Genomic DNA, 23,232 nt, shown 5'->3' with positions numbered 1-23,232 from the left:
GCCCTCGCCTGCGCACTGGCGGCCAGCCCCGCCTCGGCCCAGGAAAAGGGCGGCAGCCTGCGGCTTCTGGCCCGCGCGGCGGCCGGCACGATCGATCCGCAGATCAACTACACGCTGCAATATTGGCAGCTCTTCTACATCACCTATGACGGGCTCGTGACCTTCCGCAAGGCCGGCGACGCGACCGGCTTCGAGGTCGTGCCCGACCTCGCCGAGGCGCTGCCGACCCCCTCGAACGACGGCAAGAGCTACACGTTCAAGCTGCGCAAGGGCATCAAGTTCTCCAACGGGCAGGACCTGACGACCGACGACGTCGTCGCCTCCTTCCAGCGCATCTTCAAGATTTCCGGTCCGACGGCCGGCACCTTCTACAATGGCATTGTCGGCGCCGACAAATGCATCGCCAGCCCCGCCGACTGCACGCTGGAGGGCGGCGTCGTGGCCGACAAGGCGGCCGGCACGGTGACGATCAACCTGACCGCGCCGGATGGCGAGTTCCTTCAGAAAATCGCGGTGCCGCACGCCTATATCATGCCGGCCAGCACCCCGGCGAGCGACCAGGGCACGACGCCGATCCCCGGCACCGGGCCTTACGCGATCCAGTCCTACGATCCGAACGCCGCGATCAAGTTCGTGCGCAATCCGAATTTCAAGGAATGGAGCGCCGAGGCGCAGCCCGATGGCCTCGCGGACGACATCTCCTATGATTTCGGCCTGACCGAGGAAGCCGCCGTCACCGCCATTCAGAACGGCGACGCCGACTGGATGTTCGATCAGCCGCCGCCCGATCGCCTGTCCGAGATCGGCACGCAATATGCCAATCAGGTCTTCCTGCATCCGCTGACGGCGATGTGGTACGCGCCGATGAACACCAATCTCGCGCCCTTCAATAACCAGAAGGTGCGCCAGGCCGTGAACTTCGCGATCGACCGCAACGCCATCGTCAAGCTCTTCGGCGGCGCGAACCTCGCCCAACCGGCCTGTCAGATCCTGCCGCCGGACTTCCCCGGCCACGTGCCCTACTGCCCCTACACGCTGAACCCCGGCACCACTTGGTCCGCGCCCGACATGGAGAAGGCGAAGGCCCTCGTCGCCGAGTCCGGCACGGCGGGTCAGGAGGTCAAGATCATCGCCGAGGATACGGTGGTCTCCCGCGCCATCGGCGTCTATCTCCAGGATATCTTGAGCGAACTCGGCTACAAGGCGAGCGTCCAGCCGATCTCGCAGAACCTCCAGTTCACCTATATCCAGAACACCAACAATAAGGTGCAGATCTCGATCTCGCAGTGGTTCCAGGACTATCCCTCGCCCTCGAACTTCCTGAACGTGCTCTTCTCCTGCGCCTCGTTCCATCCGGGCTCCGACGCCTCGGTCAACATCGCGGGCTTCTGCGACAAGGCCGTGGACGCCAAGATGGCGGAAGCCTTTGCCGCCGGTGTGAAGGACCCGAAGGCCGCCCTGCCGATCTGGTCGGAAGTGGACAAAATGGTGACGGACGCCGCGCCCGCCGCCGTGCTCTTCACGCCCAAGCGCGTCGATTTCGTCTCCTCGCGGGTCCAGAACTTCACCTTCAGCCCGCAATTCTACGCCATCTTCTCCAAGATTGCGGTGCAGTGATCCGGTTCGCCTGATCCTCCGGCTGGCTCCGGCAGTCCTGCCCGGAGCCGGCGGTTCCTTTTCCCTTGAGAGGCATCCGGCCAGCGGCGGGCGCTCACCGCCCGCCGCGCCGGACGACGGCAAACCCATCGTGACCGACAGTCTTTCCCCTTCCGCCCCAATAGCGCCGGCGCGCGACATCTCGCCCGGCCCCTGGGCCACCGCCTGGCGACGGTTGCGGCGCGACCGCGCGGCCATGCTGGCGCTCGGCCTGCTCCTGCTCGTCGCGCTCGCCTGTCTCGCCGCGCCGCTCTACGCGGCGCACGTATCGGGCACGAACCCGTTCGCCACCAATCTCAACGGCCAGATTACCGTCGATGGGCAGGTGCGCTCGGTTCTGGAGCCGTCCACGACGGGGCTCGGCCTCGGCGTCACGCCCATCGGCCCGACCTGGGAATTCGGCCCCTATATGCTGGGCGCGGACAATCAGGGGCGGGACGTCGCGGCGCGGCTTCTTTATGGCGGGCGCAATTCGCTTTTGATCTCAGGCGCGGCGACGGTGCTGACCTTGAGCCTTGCGGTCGTCGTGGGTCTGGCCTGCGGCTTCTTCGGCGGTCTGGTGGACGGCGTCCTCAACCGGATTCTGGATGTGCTCTGGGCCTTTCCGATCTATCTCCTCGCCATCTCGCTCTCGATCGTGCTGATCAGCCAAGGCGTGTCGATCGGGCCGATCGAGCTGCGCTCGGGAAGCCTTTGGCTGCCGGTCTTCATCATCGGCATCGTCTATGTGCCCTATGTCGCGCGGCCGATCCGGGGGCAGACGCTCTCGCTCATGCGCTCGGAATTCATCACGGCGGCCAAGGCCCTCGGCGTTCCCGCCCATCGCATCTTCTTCAAGGACCTTTTGCCCAACATTCTGCCGCGCGTCATCGTGCTGGTGCCGATCCTGATCGCGCTCAACATGATCACCGAATCCTCGCTCTCCTTCCTGTCGATCGGCGTTCAGCCGCCGGATGCTTCCTGGGGCACGATCATTCAGGACGGGCAGGGGCTCCTCTATTCGCGGCCCGTCGTCGCGCTCGCGCCCGGCATTGCCATCGCGCTCACCGTTCTGGCGCTCAACATCCTGGGCGACGGGGTGCGGGATGCGTTCGATCCGCGCGCCAAGGTGAGGATCGCCTGATGCTGTTCGCGATCCTCTCCCGCCTGATCAGGCTCGTGTCGGTCATGTTCGGCATCAGCGTCATCGTCTTCCTGATCTTCTTCGCGACGCCTGGCGCTGACCCCGCCGCGCGCATCGCGGGGCGCAACGCCTCGCCCGAAACGCTGCAGCAGGTGCGCGCGAGCTTCGGCCTCGACCAGCCGCTGCCGGTGCAATACGCCGTGATGATGAAGCGCCTCTTCATCACGCAGGACCTGACCTCCTTCGTGAACCGGGGGCAGAAGGTCGTGCCGGCCGTCACCAAGGCCATTCCCGTCACGCTTTCGCTCGTCTTCGGCGCGGCCGTGCTCTGGATCGTCGGGGGGCTCTTGGTGGGTGTCGTCGCGGCCGCCATGCGCGGCTCGATCACCGATAAGGCGCTGATGGCGCTGAGCCTCATCGGCGTCTCCATGCCCGTCTTCTGGGTGGGTGAGGTGATGAACCTCCTTAGCCAGAGCCGGATGCACGACACGTTCCTCTTCTCCTGGGTGCCGCCGCTCGGCTACAAGCCGCTTCTGACCGACCCGCTCGGCTGGTTCCGCGCGCTCGTCATCCCCTGGATCACCCTCGCGATCCTCTATATCGGCCTTTACGGGCGCATCCTGCGCGCCGATCTGATCGAGACGCTGCAGGAAGATTTCGTGCGCACCGCGCGGGCCAAGGGCCTGTCGGAGCGGCGCATTCTCCTGCGCCATGGCGTCCGCTCCTCGCTCATCGCCTTCGTCACCATGTTCGGCCTCGATTTCGGGGCGCTGATCGGCGGCGGTGCGCTGCTCACCGAAGTCGTGTTCGGCCTGCGCGGCGTCGGGAAGCTCACCTATGATGCGCTCCAGACGCTGGACCTGCCGGTGATCCTCACCACCGTTCTCTACGCCTCCTTCTTCGTCGTCGCCGCCAATGCGCTGGTGGACATGCTCTATGCCGTGATCGATCCGAGGGTGCGCGATGCCAAGTGAGCCTATTCGCGAACCGCTTCTGTCGATCCGCGATCTGTGCGTGGCCTTCCGCACCGAGCGGGGCCTCGTGCGCGCCGTCGAGGGCGTGTCGCTGGAGGTCTCGGCCGGTGAGGTCCTGGGGCTCGTCGGCGAGTCCGGCTCGGGCAAGACGCAGACATTGCTCTCCGTCCTCGGGTTGATCCTCGACCCGAACGCGGAGATTTCCGGCTCGGTGCGGCTGGAGGGCGAAGAACTCGTCGGTATGTCGCAAAAGAAGTTGCGCCGCATTCGCGGCAAGCAGGCGGCCATGATCTTCCAGGACCCGATGACGGCGCTGACGCCGGTCCATACGGTCGGCGCGCAGATCGTCGAGCAGATTCGCGCCCACACGAAACTTTCCGCCAGGGCCGCGCGCGACAAGGCCGAAGGGCTTCTGGCCGAAGTCGGCATTCCCGACCCCAAGCGCGTGTTCGATCGCTATCCGCACCAGCTCTCGGGCGGCATGCGCCAGCGCATCGTCATCGCCATGGCGGTCTCCTGCGAGCCCAAGCTGATCGTCGCCGACGAGCCGACCACGGCGCTCGACGTCACCGTGCAGGCGCAGATCCTCGATCTGATCGACCGGCTGCGCCGCGACCATGGCACGGCGGTCGTTTTCGTCACACACGATCTCGGCGTCGTGTCGGAGATCGCCGACAAGGTGGCCGTCATGTATGCCGGGCGCATCGTGGAAAGCGGGCCGGTCGGCGCGCTCTTTTCCGCCCCGCGCCATCCCTACACGCATGGGCTCTTCAACTCGATCCCGCCGCTGCGGGGTGCAAGGCCCGAGCGGCTCACGGGCATTCCCGGCCTGCCACCGTCCTCCGGCGCGCCGATGCAAGGCTGCGCCTTCGCGCCGCGCTGCCGCTACCGCTTCGAGCCCTGCGCCGGGCGCCCGCCGCTCGTGCCCGATGGCGCGCAAGAGGTCGCCTGCTTCCTGCCGGACGAGGTGAAGCGCGGCTTCCGCCGGGCGGGCGAAGGCGGGATCGCCGCATGAGCGCCGTGAAAGACAGGTCCATGACCCAGCCCCTTCTCAGCGCCAATGGCGTCACCAAGCGCTTCAACGCCAGCCGCTCCTGGCTCGCCGCGCGGCGGCAGATGCTCACGGCGGTGGACAACGTGTCCTTCGACGTCATGCCCGGCGAGACGCTCGGGCTCGTGGGGGAATCGGGCTGCGGCAAGTCCACGCTCGGGCGCTGCATCACGCGGCTGCACGATCTCTCCGACGGAAGCCTGCGCTTCGACGGACAGGAGATTTCGGAGCTGAGCATGAAGCAGCTGCGCCCCTTGCGCGCCGGGCTTCAGATGGTGTTCCAGGACCCCTATGCCTCGCTCAACCCGCGCCGGCGGATTGGCGATCTTCTGGCCGAGCCGCTGCGCGTCCACAAGCTCGCCGCCTCGGCCGAGATCGAGGCGCGGGTGGCGGAGCTGCTCACCAGCGTCGAGCTGCCCGAAAGCTTCGCGCGGCGCTATCCGCACGAGCTGTCGGGCGGCCAGCGCCAGCGCATCGGCATTGCCCGCGCGCTGGCGCTCAAGCCCAAGCTGATCGTCGCCGACGAGCCGGTGTCGGCGCTGGACGTTTCGGTACAGGCGCAGATCGTCAATCTCTTCTGCGATCTGCGCGATCGGTTCGGCCTGACCTATGTCTTCATCGCGCATGATCTGGCCGTCGTCCGGCAGATTTCCGACCGGGTCGCCGTGATGTATCTCGGGAGCATCGTCGAGATCGGGGCGGTGGACGAGATCTTCTCGCGGCCCAAGCACCCCTATACGGCGACGTTGCTGGAAGCGATCCCCGAGCCGCACGCCCATGGGCGCAAGACACGCGGCGCGCGCCTGCCCGCGCGCGAGACGCCGAGCCCCGTGAGCCCGCCCACCGGGTGCCGCTTCGAGCCGCGCTGCCCGCGCGCCAAGGACCGCTGCCGCACGGAGCGCCCGATCCTATCCGCACACGATGGCGGCTCGCTCGCGGCTTGCCATTTTCCGCTTTGAACGGAAAGGGCGGCGTCAGGCCGCTCCTCCCCTGTCCTCGCATGAGGCGTGGTCGGACAGCGCGATGACGGCGAGCGCCGAGACCAGATGGACGATGGCCCAGAGCAGCATGTCGGGTCTCCCTGTGTTTTCTTTTGCGAAGACCTTAGATCCAGGCGCCCTGAGGTTTCGTTGAGAGATATAGTTATCGTCTGAATTCCGATCCATTTATACTATAGAGGATTGGCGAGGGGCGAGGTGTTCGGCTTTTTTGCCGGATCTGGACTTCATTCGGACGATATGACTCGTTAAGAATGCCATCGCGGCGGGCAGGACCTGCTTTCCTCTTCTTGCGGATGGGATGGTGCGATGCTCGATCGGCGGCAGTTCATCAGTGGTGGCGTCGCGCTTTGGGGCGCGGCGGCGGCGGGCGGCCCGGCGCGAGCCGACACGGGCGCGGCGCTCTCCGCGCATCCGAGCCTGCGCGAAACCGGGCAGAAGGCGGGCATTCCCTTCGGCCTCTGCGAGCCGGCGAGCCGCTTTCCCGCCAACCGCGCCTATATGGACCGGCTCGTCGCCGAATGCTCGCTCTGCGTGCCCGGCAACGAGTTCCACTGGCGCGCCGTCCAGCCGGGCCCGAAGGTCTTCAACACCACCAAGCTCGATCTCTTCGCTCGCTATCTCGCCGAGAAGAAGGTCGGCCTCGTCGGCCATACGCTGATCTGGTTCCAGACCGTGCCCGACTGGCTGAAGTCCGTGAACGATCCCGCCGCCTTCGAGCGGGCGATGGCGACCTATATCGACCATATGGTCTCGCGCTTTCGCGGCCAGGTCGTGCGCTGGGACGTGGTCAACGAGCAGGTGGACCCCAAGAGCCCGCGCGAGGACGGGCTGCGCGACACGCTCTATCTCCAGCGCCTCGGCCCCGATTATATGACCCGCGCCTTTGCGCAGGCGCGGCAGGCCGACCCGAAGGCGTTGCTCTGCTACAACGAATACGGGTTCGAATATGCCAAGGCGGAGGACCGGCGAAAGCGCGACAGCCTGTTGAAGCTTCTGCGGCACCTGCGGGATCAAAAGGCCGAGGTCGATTGCGTCGGCTTCCAGTCTCATCTCGACGGAACCGGGCGGCTCGATCTGGATGGGCTCACGGCTTTCACGCGCGAGGTGGTGAGCCTTGGCTACAAGATCGCCATCACCGAACTCGACGTGAAGGACACGGCCATGCCGGCCGACGAGGCGGAGCGCGACCGGCTCGCCGCCGACCATGCCAAGACCTATCTCGACTGCGTCATGGCCGAGACGAAGCCCGTCACGATCACGACCTGGGGCTATACGGACGACAAGAGCTGGTACCAGTATTACGACTGGAGCCGGCGGCGGGACGGTCGCCCACTGCGCCCGCTCGCCTTCGACGCCGGCTTCCAGCGCAAGCCCCTCTGGGGCGTCATCGAAGCCGCGATCCGCTCTGCTGCATAGCGGCTCCCCGGACATCCACGGAAGGCAGTCTGCGGGCTGGCTGCGTGCTTGCTGATGGTCGGCATGGGTTCCGATTAGCTGTTGCCGGCGGTGATGCCCCGCCGCCAGACCGCATTATCCGGAGGCCCGGAATTCAGTCCGAGCCTCCCGAAGCCTGCCTCAGGCCCAGACCACGTCGCTGGCATCCAGCGATTCGACGCCGAGCGTGCGGAACGAGTCCGTGCCCCCAGTGTGATGCACGGTCCACACATCGCCCTCGTGGGTCAGCGTCGCGCCGCTGCCGAAGCCGACCAGACGGATCGTGTCGTGCTCCTTGCCCGTGCCGGCCGCGTGGAAATCGGTGATCGTGTCGAAGCCCGAACCCTTTTCGAAGACGAAGATGTCGTTGCCGCCGCCGCCCGTCAGCCAGTCGCCGCCGCCCTTGCCGTTGAGCACTTCCGCGCCGCCATGGCCGGTGATGCGATTGGCCATGCCATTGCCGGTCAGCGTCAGGTTCCAGGCCATGGCCGTCAGGTTCTCGACATTGTCGGGCAGCGTGAAGGAGGCGTAGGTCTCTACCGTATCGACGCCTTCGCCGGGTTTCTCGATGATCGTCACCTTGTCGCCGGCATAGACGCGGTACGTGTCGTCGCCGCGCCCGCCGATCAGCGTGTCGTTGCCGCCCTTGCCGTCCATCAGATTGTTGGAGCCCGAGCCGATCAGCCGGTCCGCGCCGCTCGTGCCCGTCACGTTCAGGCTGTAGCCGGCGCTGACGGGCGGGGCGGTGGGCAACTGGAAGTCGTCGGCGGCGAAATCCGCGATCTTGTGATTGCGGAACACCAGCGTCTCGTAGGGCGACAGGGCGAGGTGAACGTCGGCGCCGACCTCCGTCATCGCGCCCTTCACATCTGCGAAGCTCGAAAAGGGCGAGGCGTCGAGCCGGACCACATCGCCCGCGCCTTTGCCGGCCTCGAAGTCGGTGATGATGTCGGAGCCCGCATCCTTGCCGATCACGAACGTGTCGCGGCCAGCGCCCCCGGTCAGGATGTCGTTGCCGCCCATGCCGTTGAGGACATTGTCGCCGGCATTGCCGATCAGGATATTGGACTGGGAATTGCCGGTCGCCGATATGTTGGCGGAGCCGGTCAGCGTCAGGTTCTCCACGAAAGCGGAAAGCGTGAAGGAGACCTCGGAGCGCACCGTGTCGATGCCACCGCCGCTCGCCTCCACGATCTTGGTCGAGCCATTGCGCACGATATAGGTGTCGTCGCCCAGCCCGCCGACCAGCGTGTCCACGCCCGCGCCGCCGTCGATCCGATCGGCCCCGGCCGTGCTATTGAGCGTTTCGCTGGCGCTCGTGCCGGTGATGGTCGTGGTGGGCGTCGCCGATGTCTTCAGCGTGTAACGGGCGAGCGTATAGTCGGCGAGCTGATAGGCGGAGATCGAGTCGATCTTCATCTGCGCCAGGAAATCCTTCCCCGGCTCGCTGGCCAGCCCGCCGACCGCGATATTGGCGAGCATGTACATGGCGCTGTTCATGTCGGACGGCGTGTCCACCGTCAGCATTTCGTGCCCGTCCACGAAATAGGTTAGCGTATAGGGCGTCCAGGTGACGCCGAACGTGTGCGAGCCCGAAAGGTCGCCCACGAGGCCGTAATTGCCCTTGTTCATGCCGTCGCTGCCCGAATGGGCGTCGAAATGGACCGCGCCCGGCTGGTCACCGAAAATTTCCATCACGTCGAGTTCGGGCGGCCAGGTGTTGTTGACCGGCAGCAGCCAGAAGGCCGGCCAGGCGCCCGCGCCCTGCGGCAGGGTCGCCTTCATTTCGAAATGGCCATAGGTCTGGGCGAAAGTGGCCTCCGAGGTGATGAGGCCGGACATGTATTGGAAGTTTCCGGTCGATCCCGACACGGAGGAGGGGATGGCCTTGGCCGTGATGGTCAGCTCGCCGTTCTGGACCGAGAACGGGTTGAGGCCGAGCGGGGTCGCCGCTTCCTTGCCGGGCAGGCCCTTGAACGTATTGTCGACATAGAGCTGCCCCTCGCCGTTGGAACTCAGCGTATAGGCGTTGATGCCGCCCCATTCGAACTGGGTGCGCCAGGTCCCGCCCGTGCCGTCGAAGCGCGAGAAGCTGTTGAAGTCGTCGCGGAAGGTCTGAACCATCGCGCTCTTGTCGAGGTCGAAGACGAAGTCCTTGGCCGAGAGCGAGCTCGCCACCGTGTTCTGGAGGGTCAGCGTCTGCCCGTCGCCGAGCGCGATGAAGCTGTTGGTGCCGACCTGGCTGATCGCGCCTTTGAGGTCCGCGAAGCTCTTGAAGCGCGAGCCGTCGAGACGGATGCGATCGCCCTCAGCGGAGGAAAAGTCCGATATCACGTCCGAGCCTTCGCCGCGCGCGACGACGAACGTGTCGGCCCCGCCCTTGCCGGAGAGGACGTCGTTTCCGCCCTTGCCGTTCAGGACATTGTTGCCGTCATTGCCGGTCACGAGATTGGCGAGTTCGTTGCCGATGGCCGAAGAGTTCGCCTTGCCCATCAGGGTCACGTTCTCGACGGACTGGCCGCTCGGCAGGGCGAAGCCGATGTCGTTCCAACTGAGCACCGTGTCGATGCCCCCGCCCGCCTTTTCCACGATCTTGATGGTGGTGTCGGACGCCACATAGGTATCGTCGCCCGAGCCGCCAATGAGCGTCACATGCCGCGCATTGGCGATCAGGTAGTCGTTGCCGGCCGAGCCGTTGACGCTGGCGCCCGCCACGTTGGAAGAGAAGGTGGCGGCGGACGAGCCGGTGAGGGGCAGGGCGTTCTCGAAAACGACATTCTCGGCGATCAGCTTGGAGGCCGTGACGCCTTTCAGCGTCAGCGTCTCGCCTCCACCCAGTGCGATCACCGTGTCCGCCCCGACCTGCGTCGCCCCGGCGCGGAAGGCCTCGAAGCTCTCGAAGGCAAAGCCCTTCAGATCGAGAAAGTCGCCTTGCGATCCGGCCGCGAAATCCGTGATCGTGTCGGACCCGTTGCCCTTGGCGATCACGAAGGCGTCGCGCCCGGCGCCCCCCGTCAGCGTGTCGTTGCCGTCGCCCCCGTCCAGCGTGTCGACACCGGCAGTGCCAACGATGGTATCGGCCACGTTGACGAGACGGACATTGGCGGCCGACAGGCTGCCGATCGCCACGCCCTTGAGGATGACGCCCTCGCGCCCGCCCAGATCGATATGCGTGTCCGCGCCGACCTGCACCATGCGCTGCTTGAGGGCCGCGAAACTGCCGAACGACGCGCCGTCGATGCGCAGCGTGTCGGCGGCCGGACCGCTGACGGTGAAGTCGGTGATGGTTTTGGTGCCGGTGCCCTGGATGACGACGAACGTGTCGCTGCCGCCCCGGCCGGTCAACGTGTCCGCGCCCCGGCCGCCTTCCAGCACGTTGCTGGCGTCGTTGCCGGTGATGATGTTGTCGAGATCGTTGCCCGTGCCGTCGATCGCGCCCGAGCCCATCAGCGTGAGGTTCTCGATCGACTGGTCACCGGGGAGTTTGTAGCTGTACCAGCTCTGCGCCGTGTCGATGCCTTCGCCGGCCTTCTCGACGATGCGCGTCGTCGGGTTGACGATATAGGTGTCGTCGCCCGCTCCTCCCATGAGCGTGACGGAGGCGGCCTGCGCCGACAGCTGGTCGTTGCCCGCGCCGCCCTGAAGGCTGCCATTGGCGGTCTTGGCGCTCAGCCATGCGCCCGGCCCGCCGGACACCGCCAGGAGCTTTTCCGTGAGGGCCGAGGGGCCGATCACGACGGTCTGCGGAGCAGGGGTCTCGACAGGGGCTGCGTCCTTCACAAGGGGGGAGGGGGCGGTCGTGGCGCTGGGCTTGAAGGCGAAGTTCGCCTCCGTCAGGTCGCCCGAGTTCACGCCCTTGAGGAGAACGGCGTCGCCTTCCTCCAGCAGCACCAGCGTGTCGGCGCCGACCTGTACGATCCGCTCCTTCAACTGCGCGAAGCTTGCGAAACCCGTGTTCTCGATCAGCAGCTTGTCGGCCGAGGCACCCGATGCGGCGAAGTCGCGCACCACATCCTGGCCGCCGCCCTTCTGCATGACGAACGTGTCGCGCCCGCCGCCGCCGATCAGCACATCGTTGCCGCGCCCGCCGTTCAGGATATTGTCGCCGCTGTTGCCGGTGAGCACATTGTCGAGATCGTTGCCCGTGCCAGACGAGTTGGCCGTGCCGGCCAGCACGAGATTTTCGATCGACTGCGTGTTGTCGAGCGTGAAGGACGAAGCCCAGGTCTTGACCGTGTCGATGCCTTCGCCGGCCTTTTCGATGATGCGCGTCGTCTGGTTCCAGGCGATATAGACATCGTCGCCTTCGCCGCCGGACAGGACCGTGTTGGCGCCGCCGCGGATTTCATCGGCGCGCGCGGTGCCCGATACGGCCGTGCCCGCCGTGTCGGCATAGCGCCAGGCGACGGGACGCCCGGTCGCCTCCGCCGCCTGGGAGCGCGCCAGGTTGGCGAGCGCCGCCGCGATCTCGGCTGTCAGACTGTTGGCGGGTGTGCCGGTGTTCGTCGGATCGGTCTGCGTTGGCAAGGCCTTGTCTCCCGCAGCGATCGAGCGCCGGGGGGAGGCGCGGTCGATCGTTCCATTCGTGATGATGGCTCCGATCCTCGCAGCGATGTCGGTAGAGATTACCAAGCTGCGCGTATCAATTTTAAGCAAGCAATCCTACATCATGTATATGAATTACTATATAGAAGTATATATTACGAAAAATACCATAATATTGCTGCACCGCACTTGACCATGGATTGGGTGATGTAGGAAAAGAACCATCTAGAGTGGCGTTTAGGAAGTACGGAGCCGGCCGAAGCGGCGGGCACGTCTGGTCTTTATTTCCCTGTCGTAGTGAGCCCCTTCATGAAGATCGCGATTGTCGGTTCCGGCTATGTCGGACTCGTGTCTGGCGCTTGCCTTGCCGATTTCGGCCACGCCGTGCGCTGTGTGGATAAAGACGCCAACAAGATTTCGGCCCTGCGCGAGGGGCACATTCCGATCTTCGAGCCGGGACTGGACGGGCTGGTGGCCTCCAACATGGCGGCGGGGCGTCTGTCCTTCGACACCGATCTGTCGGCTGCCGTCGCCGAGGCCGAGGTCGTGTTCATCGCGGTCGGCACGCCCTCACGGCGCGGCGACGGGTTCGCCGATCTTACCTATGTCTATGCCGCCGCGCGCGACATCGCCCATGCGCTGCGGGGCCATACCGTGCTCGTCACCAAGTCCACCGTTCCGGTCGGCACGGGCGACGAGGTGGAGCGCATCGTGCGCGAGTTGCGCCCAGACGCCGATTTCCAGGTCGTCTCCAATCCCGAATTCCTGCGCGAAGGCGCGGCGATCGACGATTTCAAGCGGCCGGACCGAATCGTGGTCGGCTCCGACGACGCGCGGGCGCGCGAGGTGATGAACGAGGTCTATCGCCCGCTTTATCTCAACAGCGCGCCGATCCTGCACACCAGCCGGCGAACGGCCGAACTCACCAAATACGCCGCCAACGCCTTTCTGGCGACCAAGATCACCTTCATCAACGAGATGGCCGATCTCTGCGAGAAGGTCGGTGCCAACGTGCAGGACGTGGCGCGCGGTATGGGCCTCGACAATCGCATCGGCGCGAAGTTCCTTCATGCCGGGCCGGGCTATGGCGGCTCCTGCTTCCCCAAGGACACGCTCGCCCTGATCAAGACGGCGCAGGATTTCGGCGCGCCCTCGCGCATCGTGGAAACGGTGGCGGCGGTCAACGACCAGCGCAAGCGCTCCATGGCGCGGCGGGTGATCGAGGCGCTGGGCGGCAGCGTGCGCGGGCGCACGGTCGCCTTGCTCGGCCTGACCTTCAAGCCCAACACGGACGATATGCGCGACGCGCCCTCGCTCGCCATCGTCACCGCGCTTCAGGATGGCGGCGCGAACGTGCGCGCCTTCGACCCCGAGGGCATGGGGCAGGCCGCCCTGGTGCTGAACGACGTGGCCTACGCGAGCGACGCCTATGACTGCGTGGCCGGGGCGGATGCCGTGGTTCTGGTGACGGAATGGAACACGTTCCGCGCGCTCGATCTGGAGCGGATCGGCGCGGCCATGAACGGCCGGGTCTTTCTCGACCTGCGCAATGTCTACAAGCGCGAGATCATGGAGGCCAAGGGCTTCCAGTATCACGACGTCGGCCGGGGCGGCGATGCGCCGATGCGCGCGCGCACCGAGGCGGCGGCCTGATCGCGTGATCGGCCGGCCCGAAGGCGGGCAGGCCCCAAGGGCGCGCCATGAGGGCGGCGCCTTTTCCGACTGTGTTGGGAGCCTCGGGATGAACCCCTATACGCAAACCGCGCTCGTCACGGGCGGCGCCGGATTCATCGGCTCGCATCTGTGCGAGCGGTTGATCGGGCGAGGGACGAATGTCGTCTGCGTCGACAATTACTATACGGGAACACGCGCCAATATCGCGGGTCTGATCGGGCATCCCGGCTTCGAGGTGCTGCGCCACGACGTCACCTTTCCGCTCTATGTGCAGGTGTCGCAGGTCTTCAATCTGGCGTGCCCCGCTTCGCCGATCCATTACCAGCGCGACCCCGTGCAGACCACCAAGGTCAGCGTGCATGGCGCGATCAACATGCTCGGCCTCGCCAAGCGGCTGAACGTGCCCATCCTCCAGGCCTCGACCTCGGAGGTCTATGGCGATCCGCTCGTCCATCCCCAGGTGGAGGATTATTGGGGCCATGTGAACCCGATCGGGATGCGCTCCTGCTACGACGAGGGCAAGCGCTGCGCCGAGACGCTGTTCTTCGACTATTGGCGCCAGCACGCGTTGCGCATCAAGGTCGTGCGCATCTTCAACACCTATGGCCCGCGCATGCACCCCAATGACGGGCGCGTCGTGTCCAACTTCATCGTGCAAGCCCTGAAGGGCGAGCCCATCACCATCTATGGCACGGGCGAGCAGACGCGCTCCTTCTGCTATGTGGACGATCTGGTCGATGCCATGCTCGCGGCCATGGATACGCCCGACGGCTTCACCGGTCCGGTCAATATCGGCAATCCCGGCGAATTCTCCATGCTGGAACTGGCCGAACTCGTCCTGAAGACGACCGGTTCATCGTCGCGCATCGAGTTCCGCCCGCTGCCCTCGGACGATCCGCGCCAGCGCCGGCCCGACATTTCGCGCGCCAAGGCCGATCTCGGCTGGGAGCCGAAGGTGGCTCTCGCCGACGGGATCGAGCGCACCGTCCATTACTTCCGGTCCCTGGTCTAGGCGGGTTCGCTCATGCTCCATCGCGCCCCTTCACCTGTCGAGCGGGAACCGGCCTCCGCGATCCTGTCGCCCACGGAACTCCTGTTCCAGATCTGGGGTACGGCGCGGCGCCATCTTGTGCTGATCGGCGCGGTGACGGGCGCGTTTCTGGTGATGGCCATCCTCTATCTGATGACGGCCGCGCCGCAGTTCACGGCCACGGCCGTCATGGTCATGGACGCGCGCAAGTCCACCACGATGATGAACCCGTCGGCCGCCAACCAAACCGAGACGCCGCTGGACAATCCGACCGTGGAAAGCCAGCTGGAAATCCTGCGCTCGGAGAACATCGCGTTCGCCGTCGTACGCAAGTTGAAGCTGGACGAAGACCCCGATCTGACGCGCCCGAGCGGGTTTGGCGCGCTTAAGGGCGCGCTCCGCTCGTGGATCTCGACGCCCACGCCGCCGACCCCCGAGCAGAAGCTGCGCGCCGCCGCAGCGCTGGTCGATAACAATCTGTCGGTGCGCCGGGTCGGCGTCACCTTCGTGTTCGAGATCACCTTCACTGCGAACGATCCGGTGCGCGCGGCCGAGATCGCCAATGCGGTGGCGGACGCCTATGTCACGGACCAGCTCGACGCCAAGTACCAGTCCACCCGGCGCGCCGGCGTCTGGATGCAGGAGCGCCTGGCCGAGCTCGGCGCGCAGGCGACCGACGCCGAGCGCGCGGTGGTGGACTTCCGCGCCCGCAACAACATCGTCGATGCCGGGGGCGGGCGGCTCTTGTCGGAGCAGCAGCTGACCGAACTCAGCACCCAGCTTTCGGGCGCGCGGGGTACGGCCAGCGAGGCGCGCGCGCGCCTCGACCGCGTGGAGCAGGTGCTCGCCTCCGACCTGTCCGACTGGACGCTGACCGACGCCCTGCGCAACGAGGTCATCATCAAGCTGCGCAACCAATATTCGGAAGTGACCAAGCGCGAGGCCGATCTGATCAAGCGGCTCGGCAGCCAGCATCAGGCGGTCACCAACGTGCGCAACGAGTTGTCCGAGGTGAAGCGCTCGATCGACGAGGAGCTGAAGCGCATCGGCGAGGGCTATCGCAGCGATTACGAGATCGCGCGCGCGCGCGTCGAGACCATCGAGACCAATCTGAAGGACGCGGTGGCCGAGGCGCAATTGTCGGGTCAGGCGCAGGTGCAGCTCCGCGCCTTGGAAAGCTCGGCCCAGAGCTATCGCGCGCTTTATGACAGCTTCCTCCAGCGCTACCGCGAAACGGTGCAGCAGCAGTCCTTCCCGCTGACGGAAGCGCGCCTCATCACCAGCGCCTCGCCGCCCAGCCAGAAGAGCAAGCCGCGCGCCTCGATGACGCTGGCCGGCGCGCTGGTCATGGGGGCGCTTTGCGGCTTCGGCCTCGCCTTCCTGCGCGATGCCACGGACAAGACGCTGCGCCGCCCGGCCGATGTGGAGCGCCAGCTGGGCTTCGCCTGCCTTGCCAATGTTCCCAGCCTGGAGGGGCCGGAAGCGGGGATGCTGCGCGAGGTCGTGGCCCATCCCATCTCGCGCTTTGCCGAGGCCATCCGCGCGATCAAGCTGGCGGTGGACGATCATCCGCCCGAGCGCGGGCCGCAGATCGTCGGCTTCCTGTCGGCGTTGCCGGGCGAGGGCAAATCGACATTGGCGGCCAATTTCGCCGAACTCGCCGCCCAGTCGGGCGCGCGCGCCCTTCTGGTGGACGGGGATTTCCGCAATCCCTCGCTGACGCGGCGTCTGGCCGGTACGGCCCGCCTGCCGTTCTCCGATCTTCTCGGCGGCCGGGCCGCCCAGGCCCTCGTCAAGACGCGCGACCGCCGCCTCGACTTCCTGCCCGCCGTCCGGCTGGAGGAGGGCACGAGTTCCAACGACGTTCTCTCGTCCCCGGCCATGGCAGCCCTGCTGGCCGAACTCAAGCGCCATTACGATTATGTCGTGGTGGACCTGCCGCCGCTTCTGCCGATCATCGACGCGCGCGCCTCGGCCGAGATGATCGACAGTTTCGTCTTCACCGTGGAATGGGGCGGGACGCTCGCAGACAATGCGCGCCGCGCGCTCGAACTCTCCGACCGGATCCAGAGGAAAACCGTCGGCATTGTCCTCAACAAGGTCGATGGCCGCGCGGCCAAGCGCTATTTCGAATATGAATATGCCCCCGGCAAGAGCGCCTATTATGGCTAGGCTTGCCGCCGGCCGCGTGCCGCCTCGCGCCTCCCATGGCTTTCGCCTCGAATGGGATCACCTGCGCATGGCGTCCTTCATCGGGTTCTTCCTGATGATCTGGTTCTTCCCGAACCCGAACGCCGTCAGCTTCCGCGAGGACCCCGGCGCGGGGCGCGAGGGGACGCTGATCGTGCAGCTTCTCTGGTTCGGCTCGCTGGCCTTCGCGCTTCTCAACGTGCAGGACCGCTGGTCGGACGTGCGCCAGCAGTTCGACCTGTCCTTGATCCTCCTGATGGGCTGGTGTGCCGCCAGCGTGCCGATCGCCATCCTGCCCGACGTGTCGATGCGCCGTTACATCTTCACGCTGGTTGCCCTGCTCGCGACGATTCTCTGCGTGGCCTCGCCCCGGCGCATGGTGACGATCCTCTGGCTGTTCCTCGCCATCATCCTGGCCGAGACGGTGACGAAATATGTCTTCGTCTTCGCCCTGCCGGGCCTTGGCCGACACGGCTACCTGGGCGCGGAGCCGCAGCTGAACGGCTTGTGGAAGGGCCAGTTCGCGCACAAGAACATCGCCGGCCCGGTCTGCGTTTTCGAACTCTTCATCCTGTATGCGGCGCGGGGGCGGGTGCCGGCAGCCTGGCTCATGCTCCTCGCCATTCCGCAGGTGATTTTCCTCGTCATGTCGGGCTCCAAGACCAGCCTCGCGCTGCTCGTCGCGGTCTTCTGCCTGACCACCGCGATCCTACGCACGCGGTCGCTCTTCGCCATTCTGGGTATCGCCAGCGGCGCGGTCTTCGCCATCAACGCCTTGACGATCCTCTCCACCATGAGCGACTTCTTTCATGAACTGGCGCGGGTGGTGATCGGGGACGCCAGCTTCACCGGGCGTACGGATGTCTGGGCCATGCTCGTGCGCTATATCGGCGAGCACCCGTTCATGGGCGCGGGCATGTTGTCCTTCTGGCAGATCGGCGCGGCCTCGCCCGCCGCGACGGACGGCAACACCTGGGTTTCCGTCGCCTCCTACGGGCATCAGGGCTATCTCGACACGGCCGCGACGATCGGCCTGCCGGGGCTGGCGCTGGCTCTCCTGTTCATCCTCGTGCGGCCCGTCTTGGATCTGACCACCATCCCGCGAAACGACACGCGGCTTCTCGGCATGTTCGTGTCCTTCTGGCTCTTCGGCCTCCTGCACAATGGCACGGAGTCCAACATGCTGGGGCGCGCCGACAATGCCTGGCTGTTCCTGATCATCGGTGTCGCGGGCATTCGCCGCTGCCGTGTGGAAAGCGCCAAAAGGGCCTTCGTGCCCGAGCCCGCGACGCGCCGGCTGCCGCGCCCGCCCTCTCTGGCGCGGCGCGCATGACCCGGCACGCGCTGATCTATCTCATGGCCTTCGCCACGCCCGGCATCATGGGCTTCGTGTCTTTCGGCATCTATACGCGCGTCCTGAGCCCGGCCGACTATGCCGTGTATTCGGTCGGCGTCAGCCTCGCCTACCTGATCGGTAACGTGCTCTACGGCTGGCTACGCTTCGCGCTGGGACGCTATCAGTCCGAAGCGCCGCAGACCGACTTCCTGCCGTTCACGCTGGCCTCGTTCGCGATGCTCTCAGCTCTGGCCGTTCCCACGCTGGCCCTTGGTGCCGTCCAGTTCCTGCCGGAGTTTTCGATCCTCGCGGTGTTTGCCGTCCTCGCCATGACGGTGGCGCAGGCGCTGTTCGACATCACGCAGGAGGTGCGCCGCGCGCGCCACCACTCCGCCGCCTTCGCTCGGCTCAGCATCGCGCGCAGCCTGACGAGCTTCACGCTCGGCACCGGCGCGGCCTTTCTGTTCGTGTCGGGTTCGGCCGTGGTCGCGGGCATTGCTGCGGGCTTTGCGGCGCTCTCCATCCTCTCACTCGTCGCTCTTCTGCGCGCCGCCCCGAGCGAGCGGGCAGGGGACGCTGTGATCCGGCGTTTCTGGCGCTACGGCCTGCCGCTCTCGCTTTCGGGCCTCGTCTTCTCCGGCAATGCGACGCTGGCGCGCCTCATCGTCGGCTGGTTGCTGGGTGCCGCAGCGGCCGGGCATTTCGGTGCGGCGCTCGATGTCACCAGTCAGTTGACCGGCATCGTCGCCGCCTCGGTCGCGGCCATTGTCGGACCGATGGCGATCCGCGCCCATGTGACATCAGGCCGAAGCGGATCGAGCGAGCATCTGGCCGATGGCGCGGAGCTGTTTCTGGCCGCCATGGTGCCGGTGGTCGTGGGCCTGATCCTCGTTGCGCCCTTGTTCGGCGAGGTCGTGGCGGGCCGGGCGTTCGAGGCCGAAGTCGGACTTCTCATGCCGCTTCTGGCGCTCTCGCGCGGGCTCAACGCCTTCGCCCAGTTCTATCTCCATATCGGCTTCCAGATCGTGGAGCGCCCGCTGCGGCAGGTCGTCTGCGGCGCGGTCACGCTTCTGGTCAATGTGGGGGCGTCGATCCTGCTGATCGGTCCGTTCGGCGTCCTCGGCGCGGCCTATGGCATCGTCCTGGGGGACATCGTGGGCGTTCTGGTGTCGATCCTGCTTCTGCGATCGGTGTTCCCCATGCCAGTGCCGCTCCCGAGCCTCGGCCGGGTCGGTCTGGCCGCGCTGGCCATGACGGCAACCTGCCTCGCCGTCCTGCATGGGGCGGAGATGTCGCCCACTGTTCTTCTGGCACTCACGGTGCTGGCCGGGGCTGGGACCTATGGGCTCGCGGCTGTTCTGCTCGATGTCGCGAACCTGCGGCGGGACGTCCTGCCCCAGGCGCTCCACTGGCTGAAGGGAGGCCGCCGCGCATGACCTCGCCCGTCGCACGCTCCGCCTATTTCGAAAGTCTCGACCTCATTCGCGGCCTCGCCGCGCTGGTCGTGCTGGTCTACCACGTCGATTTTATGTTCGGCCTGCGCGGCCATCTCCTGCCTGGCGGTTATCTCGCGGTCGATCTCTTCTTCCTGCTGAGCGGCTTCGTCCTGTCGCTGACCTATGGCGAGCGCGTGGCGAGCGGGACGATCGGCTTCGGGCGCTTCCTCACGCTGCGTCTGGCGCGGCTTTATCCGCTGTTTCTGGCGACGACCGTCTTCGGCTTCTTCGTGATGACGGCGCGTTTCCACGCCAACGAAGGCTGGATCGACGCCGCGCGACTCGGGCCGACCGGGGCCGTCAACCTCGCGATGCTGCCGAGCTTCTTCGAGCCCTATGGCAAGGAGACCCTGTTCCCCTTCAATGGCGCGACCTGGTCCATCTTCTTCGAGATGATCGCGAGCCTGTCTTTCTTCATCGCCTTTGCGCGACTTGGCACAGGCCCGCTTCTCCTCGTCACGCTGGCCGCCGGATCGGGACTGCTGGCCGCCATCCTGTTCTACGGCAGTGCCGATATCGGCTGGGCCACGTCGAACATCTGGGGCGGCTTCCCACGCGTCTTCTTCTCCTTCGGCCTCGGAATGCTGCTGCATCGGGCCTACCGACGCCGTCCGTGGACATGCCCCGCCATCGGGCTCGGCGCGCTTCTGGTCGCGTGGCTGGCGATCGTCCAATGGAAGCCCGCGCTCGGCCCCGCGCTCTGGGTCGATCTCCTGATGATCGGCCTTTTCATGCCCCTCCTGGTCGCCGCCGGCATCGGCGCTTCGCTCAAGCCTTTCCCGGCCTGGGTCGCTCGTTGGCTGGGAGACATGTCCTATGGCGTCTATCTCAACCAAGGCGCGCTGATCATCGTCGCGGCGGGCCTGTGCAAGGCGCTTCTGGGGCGGGGGATCGAGACCCTGACGCCGCTCGCCGGCTTTCTCTTTGTGCCCGCCGTCATGCTCGTTTCGCTGGTCACGTTCCATGGTCTGGAGCGGCCGGCGCGCGAGGCTTGGCGCGCGGGATGGCGGCGTGGCTTCCGCCGGAAGGCGGACGCGTGATGCGGCGCCCGAGATATCAGCAGATGAGCATGACCCGCATGTCCCCCGCCCCGTCCGTCACGCCGCCCGAACGACAGGAGGCGGTCGAAACGGTCCGCTCCCTCGTGCTTCCCGAGGACGCGCCGGTGCGCCGCATTCCGAGCCGCCCCGAGGAATTTCGCGGCGCGGATTTCGACGCGCGCTTCGACTTCCACACGCTCGTCTTCGATGCGGTGGGCAGCGAGGACGGGAGAACGGTGCGCCTTCTCTGCCCGGCGCTTTTGAACCTGCGCGAGCCCATGCTGGCCGCCGGTATCACCGCGCTGCCCTCCGGCCGGCCCTGCCGCGCCCATCACCGCCTGCTCGACCGGCACGAGGAGTTTCTGGTCGAGGTCGAGCCGGGCACGCAGGCGCTCGAGATCGACGGGCCGCTCGGTCGCTACCGCGTCGAGGTGAGCCCGCCGCGCTTCGATGCGTTCGAGGGCGAGCGCGTCGTCCTCACCCTGTCCAAGAACAACGAACTCGTCTGGCTTCAGGACTGGGCGCGCTTCTACCGCGATGTCCATGGCGCGACGGCGCTTCTGATCTATGACAACGGCTCCACGCGCTACGGGCCGGAGGAGCTTCTGGCGGCGCTTCGCGAGGTCGAGGGGTTCAGGCGCGTGACCGTCGTCCAATGGCCCTTCCGGCATGGGCCGCCCGGATATGGCTCCAAGCGCTATTGGGACTCCAATTTCTCGCAGCTCGGCATGTTCGCCGATGCGCGCTGGCGCTTTCTCCAGCGCGCGCGCTCGGTGCTCAACTGCGATCTGGACGAACTGGTCCTGTCGCGCTCGGGCCGTTCGGTCTTCGAGGCGACGGAAGCCTCTCCGGCCGGCGTCACCTCCTTTTACGGGGACTGGGTTTTCGGGATCGAGGGCATGACGCGCCCGTTGGACGAGGCCGCGCCCGCGCGCTTCACCGATTATCGCCACAAGCTCGCGCCTGTCGTGACCTATCGCTATGGGCTGATCCCGCGCTATCCCATGCGCTGCAACCCGAAATGGGCCGTCGTGCCCGCCCGCTGCCCGCCGGAAGCGCAGTGGCACACGCACACGATCAACGGTTGGTGGCGGGCACGCCTCGTCAGCCGCGACTTCCGCTTCCGCCATTTTCGGGAGATCAGCACCAACTGGAAGTACGACCGTTCCGAGCGCGAAAGCTTCGACCCTGCGCGCCATGCGGAGGACGAGCTGATGGCCCGGAGCTTCGCGCGGGTCGATTGGGCGCGATGATGGGAGGCGGGGAAAAGGGCTCAAGGCGCGCTCACGCCGCCGGAATAGCGCGCGCGAAACCAGCGCACGAAGCGCCGGATACCCTCTTCGACGGGCACTTGCGGCTGGTAGCCATAGTCGCGCGCGATCGCGCCGATATCGGCGAACGTACCCTCCACGTCGCCCGGCTGCATCGGCAGAGCCTGACGGATCGCCGGCCGGCCGATGGCCTGTTCCAAAAGGTCGATAAAGGCGGACAGGCGCACCGGCCGTCCGCAACCGAGATTGTAGATCGCGTGCGGGCGCTCGGCCGGAAGGGTGAGCGGCGTCAAGGCGACCGACAGAATGCCGGACACGATGTCGTCGACATAGGTGAAGTCGCGCCAGTGCGCCCCACCGCCATAGACCTCGATCGGCTCGCCCTTCAGGATCTTGTCGGTGAAGCGCCAGCAGGCCATGTCGGGCCGACCGAACGGGCCATAGACCGTGAAGAAGCGCAGCCCGACCTGCTCCAGCCCGAACAATCCGGCATAGGTCTCGCTCATCAGCTCGTCCGCCCGCTTGGTCGCGGCATAGAGCGAGGCGGGTCGGTCGGACACGTCCGTCTCGGCCGAAGCCGTGAGCCCGGTGCCGCGATAGACCGAGGACGACGAGGCATAGACGAGGCGCGGCGGCCGGCTCATGCGCCGGCAGGCTTCGAGCACGCTGAGATGGCCTGTGACATTGGCGCTTGCATAAGCGAAGGGCTCGTCCAGCGAGCGCCGCACACCCGCGCGCGCGGCCAGATGCACCACGAGATCGGGCGTCTGCGCCCGCATCAGCGCCGCCAGCGGTTCGGGCTCGGCAATGTCGAGCGGGCGAAAGGCGAAGCCGGCATGGCGCGACAGGAGCGCCAGACGCTCACGCTTGAGGCTGACGTCATAGCTATCGTCCAGACAATCGAGGCCAAGGATCGACACGGGGCCGCCGCTTGGCGAGGACAGCAGCCGATCGGCCAGATGAAACCCGATAAAGCCCGCCGCGCCGGTGATGACGATCTTGCGCACGCGGTTTTCTTTCGAAAGCGGTCCCGACCTTCCGATCCCGTGCGGACGGAAATGCCCTTATAGGTAGAGTTTAGCGGAAGCATAATTTACATCAGGTTGCATCACCCAAGGGCGTTGGGTTGGATAAACAGGTGCGGAGCGTACAGGCGAATATGGCTGGACAGGACAATCTCGTGGTCGCGATCCCGACCTGTCGCCGGCCGCGCGCGTTGCGGCGCTGCCTGGAGGCCGTGGCGCGGCTCGACCACGCGGGGCCGCTGCGCGTCATCGTGGCGGAGAACGATATGGAGCGGCGCGAGGGGGAGGCGGTCTGCGCGGCGCTTGTCGCCGAGGGCTATCGCTGGCCGCTGCAACTCGTGCCGGCGCAGGAACGCGGCGTGGCGGCGGCGCGCAACGTGCTGGTG

The 23,232-nt window shown here is 66.4% G+C and carries 16 protein-coding genes; 14 read left to right on the top strand and 2 right to left on the bottom strand.

Annotated elements, in window-relative coordinates; all coding sequences use genetic code 11:
• From AUL28_RS10645 to AUL28_RS10620, 6 genes are all read left to right on the top strand, one after another.
• On the top strand, positions 1–1,617 hold a 1,617-nt coding region (locus AUL28_RS10645; protein WP_062232275.1), incomplete at its 5' end, for an ABC transporter substrate-binding protein.
• Between the two features lie 130 nt (positions 1,618–1,747).
• Entirely contained in the window at positions 1,748–2,779 is a 1,032-nt protein-coding gene (locus tag AUL28_RS10640) for an ABC transporter permease (RefSeq protein ID WP_062232273.1), read from the top strand.
• Positions 2,779–3,753: an ABC transporter permease gene (locus tag AUL28_RS10635; RefSeq protein WP_062232266.1), complete on the top strand. Its 975-nt coding sequence runs from the start codon at positions 2,779–2,781 to the stop codon at positions 3,751–3,753. The genes AUL28_RS10640 and AUL28_RS10635 overlap by 1 nt, the downstream gene beginning before the upstream one ends.
• Positions 3,743–4,768: an ABC transporter ATP-binding protein gene (locus AUL28_RS10630; RefSeq protein ID WP_062232263.1), complete on the top strand. Its 1,026-nt coding sequence runs from the start codon at positions 3,743–3,745 to the stop codon at positions 4,766–4,768. The genes AUL28_RS10635 and AUL28_RS10630 overlap by 11 nt, the downstream gene beginning before the upstream one ends.
• Before the next feature lie 20 nt (positions 4,769–4,788).
• On the top strand, positions 4,789–5,763 hold the full coding sequence (locus AUL28_RS10625; protein ID WP_062232261.1) for an ABC transporter ATP-binding protein: 975 nt from the start codon (positions 4,789–4,791) through the stop codon (positions 5,761–5,763).
• Positions 5,764–6,111: 348 nt separating this feature from the next.
• A complete protein-coding gene (locus AUL28_RS10620) occupies positions 6,112–7,221 on the top strand; it encodes an endo-1,4-beta-xylanase (RefSeq protein ID WP_062232257.1) in 1,110 nt (369 codons plus the stop codon).
• Between the two features lie 159 nt (positions 7,222–7,380).
• Here AUL28_RS10620 and AUL28_RS10615 read toward each other — a convergent pair whose 3' ends face one another.
• Positions 7,381–11,766, bottom strand: coding sequence for a family 16 glycosylhydrolase (locus tag AUL28_RS10615; RefSeq protein WP_062232255.1), 4,386 nt, complete (start codon positions 11,764–11,766; stop codon positions 7,381–7,383).
• Positions 11,767–12,093: 327 nt separating this feature from the next.
• Between AUL28_RS10615 and AUL28_RS10610 the strand changes: the two genes are divergently transcribed.
• The 7 genes from AUL28_RS10610 (at position 12,094) to AUL28_RS10580 (ending at position 21,803) form a co-directional block, all read left to right on the top strand.
• Entirely contained in the window at positions 12,094–13,437 is a 1,344-nt protein-coding gene (locus AUL28_RS10610; RefSeq protein WP_062232251.1) for a UDP-glucose dehydrogenase family protein, read from the top strand.
• A gap of 88 nt (positions 13,438–13,525) precedes the next feature.
• Complete coding sequence (locus AUL28_RS10605; protein WP_062232249.1) at positions 13,526–14,470, top strand: UDP-glucuronic acid decarboxylase family protein; 945 nt, start codon at positions 13,526–13,528, stop codon at positions 14,468–14,470.
• 12 nt (positions 14,471–14,482) lie between these two features.
• Positions 14,483–16,660 carry a GumC family protein gene (locus AUL28_RS10600; RefSeq protein ID WP_062232246.1) on the top strand — a complete coding sequence of 726 codons (2,178 nt, stop codon included), beginning with the start codon at positions 14,483–14,485 and terminating at the stop codon, positions 16,658–16,660.
• Complete coding sequence (locus tag AUL28_RS10595) at positions 16,653–18,011, top strand: O-antigen ligase family protein (RefSeq protein ID WP_062232243.1); 1,359 nt, start codon at positions 16,653–16,655, stop codon at positions 18,009–18,011. The genes AUL28_RS10600 and AUL28_RS10595 overlap by 8 nt, the downstream gene beginning before the upstream one ends.
• Positions 18,008–19,450: an oligosaccharide flippase family protein gene (locus AUL28_RS10590; RefSeq protein ID WP_062232238.1), complete on the top strand. Its 1,443-nt coding sequence runs from the start codon at positions 18,008–18,010 to the stop codon at positions 19,448–19,450. Before AUL28_RS10595 ends, AUL28_RS10590 begins: the two co-directional genes overlap by 4 nt.
• On the top strand, positions 19,447–20,550 hold the full coding sequence (locus AUL28_RS10585) for an acyltransferase family protein (protein ID WP_062232234.1): 1,104 nt from the start codon (positions 19,447–19,449) through the stop codon (positions 20,548–20,550). The genes AUL28_RS10590 and AUL28_RS10585 overlap by 4 nt, the downstream gene beginning before the upstream one ends.
• A gap of 29 nt (positions 20,551–20,579) precedes the next feature.
• On the top strand, positions 20,580–21,803 hold the full coding sequence (locus tag AUL28_RS10580; RefSeq protein WP_156419959.1) for a hypothetical protein: 1,224 nt from the start codon (positions 20,580–20,582) through the stop codon (positions 21,801–21,803).
• Positions 21,804–21,823: 20 nt separating this feature from the next.
• Here the strand turns inward: AUL28_RS10580 and AUL28_RS10575 are convergent, their stop codons facing one another.
• On the bottom strand, positions 21,824–22,828 hold the full coding sequence (locus AUL28_RS10575) for an NAD-dependent epimerase/dehydratase family protein (RefSeq protein WP_192843435.1): 1,005 nt from the start codon (positions 22,826–22,828) through the stop codon (positions 21,824–21,826).
• A gap of 152 nt (positions 22,829–22,980) precedes the next feature.
• Here AUL28_RS10575 and AUL28_RS10570 point away from each other — a divergent pair.
• Positions 22,981–23,232 (top strand): glycosyltransferase family 2 protein (locus AUL28_RS10570; protein ID WP_156419958.1); only part of this gene is annotated, 252 nt, incomplete at its 3' end.

Source organism: Aureimonas sp. N4 (assembly GCF_001463925.1).
GTDB classification, from domain to species: Bacteria; Pseudomonadota; Alphaproteobacteria; order Rhizobiales; family Rhizobiaceae; genus Aureimonas; species Aureimonas ureilytica_A.
This window is presented reverse-complemented; position numbering and strand designations above follow the sequence as displayed.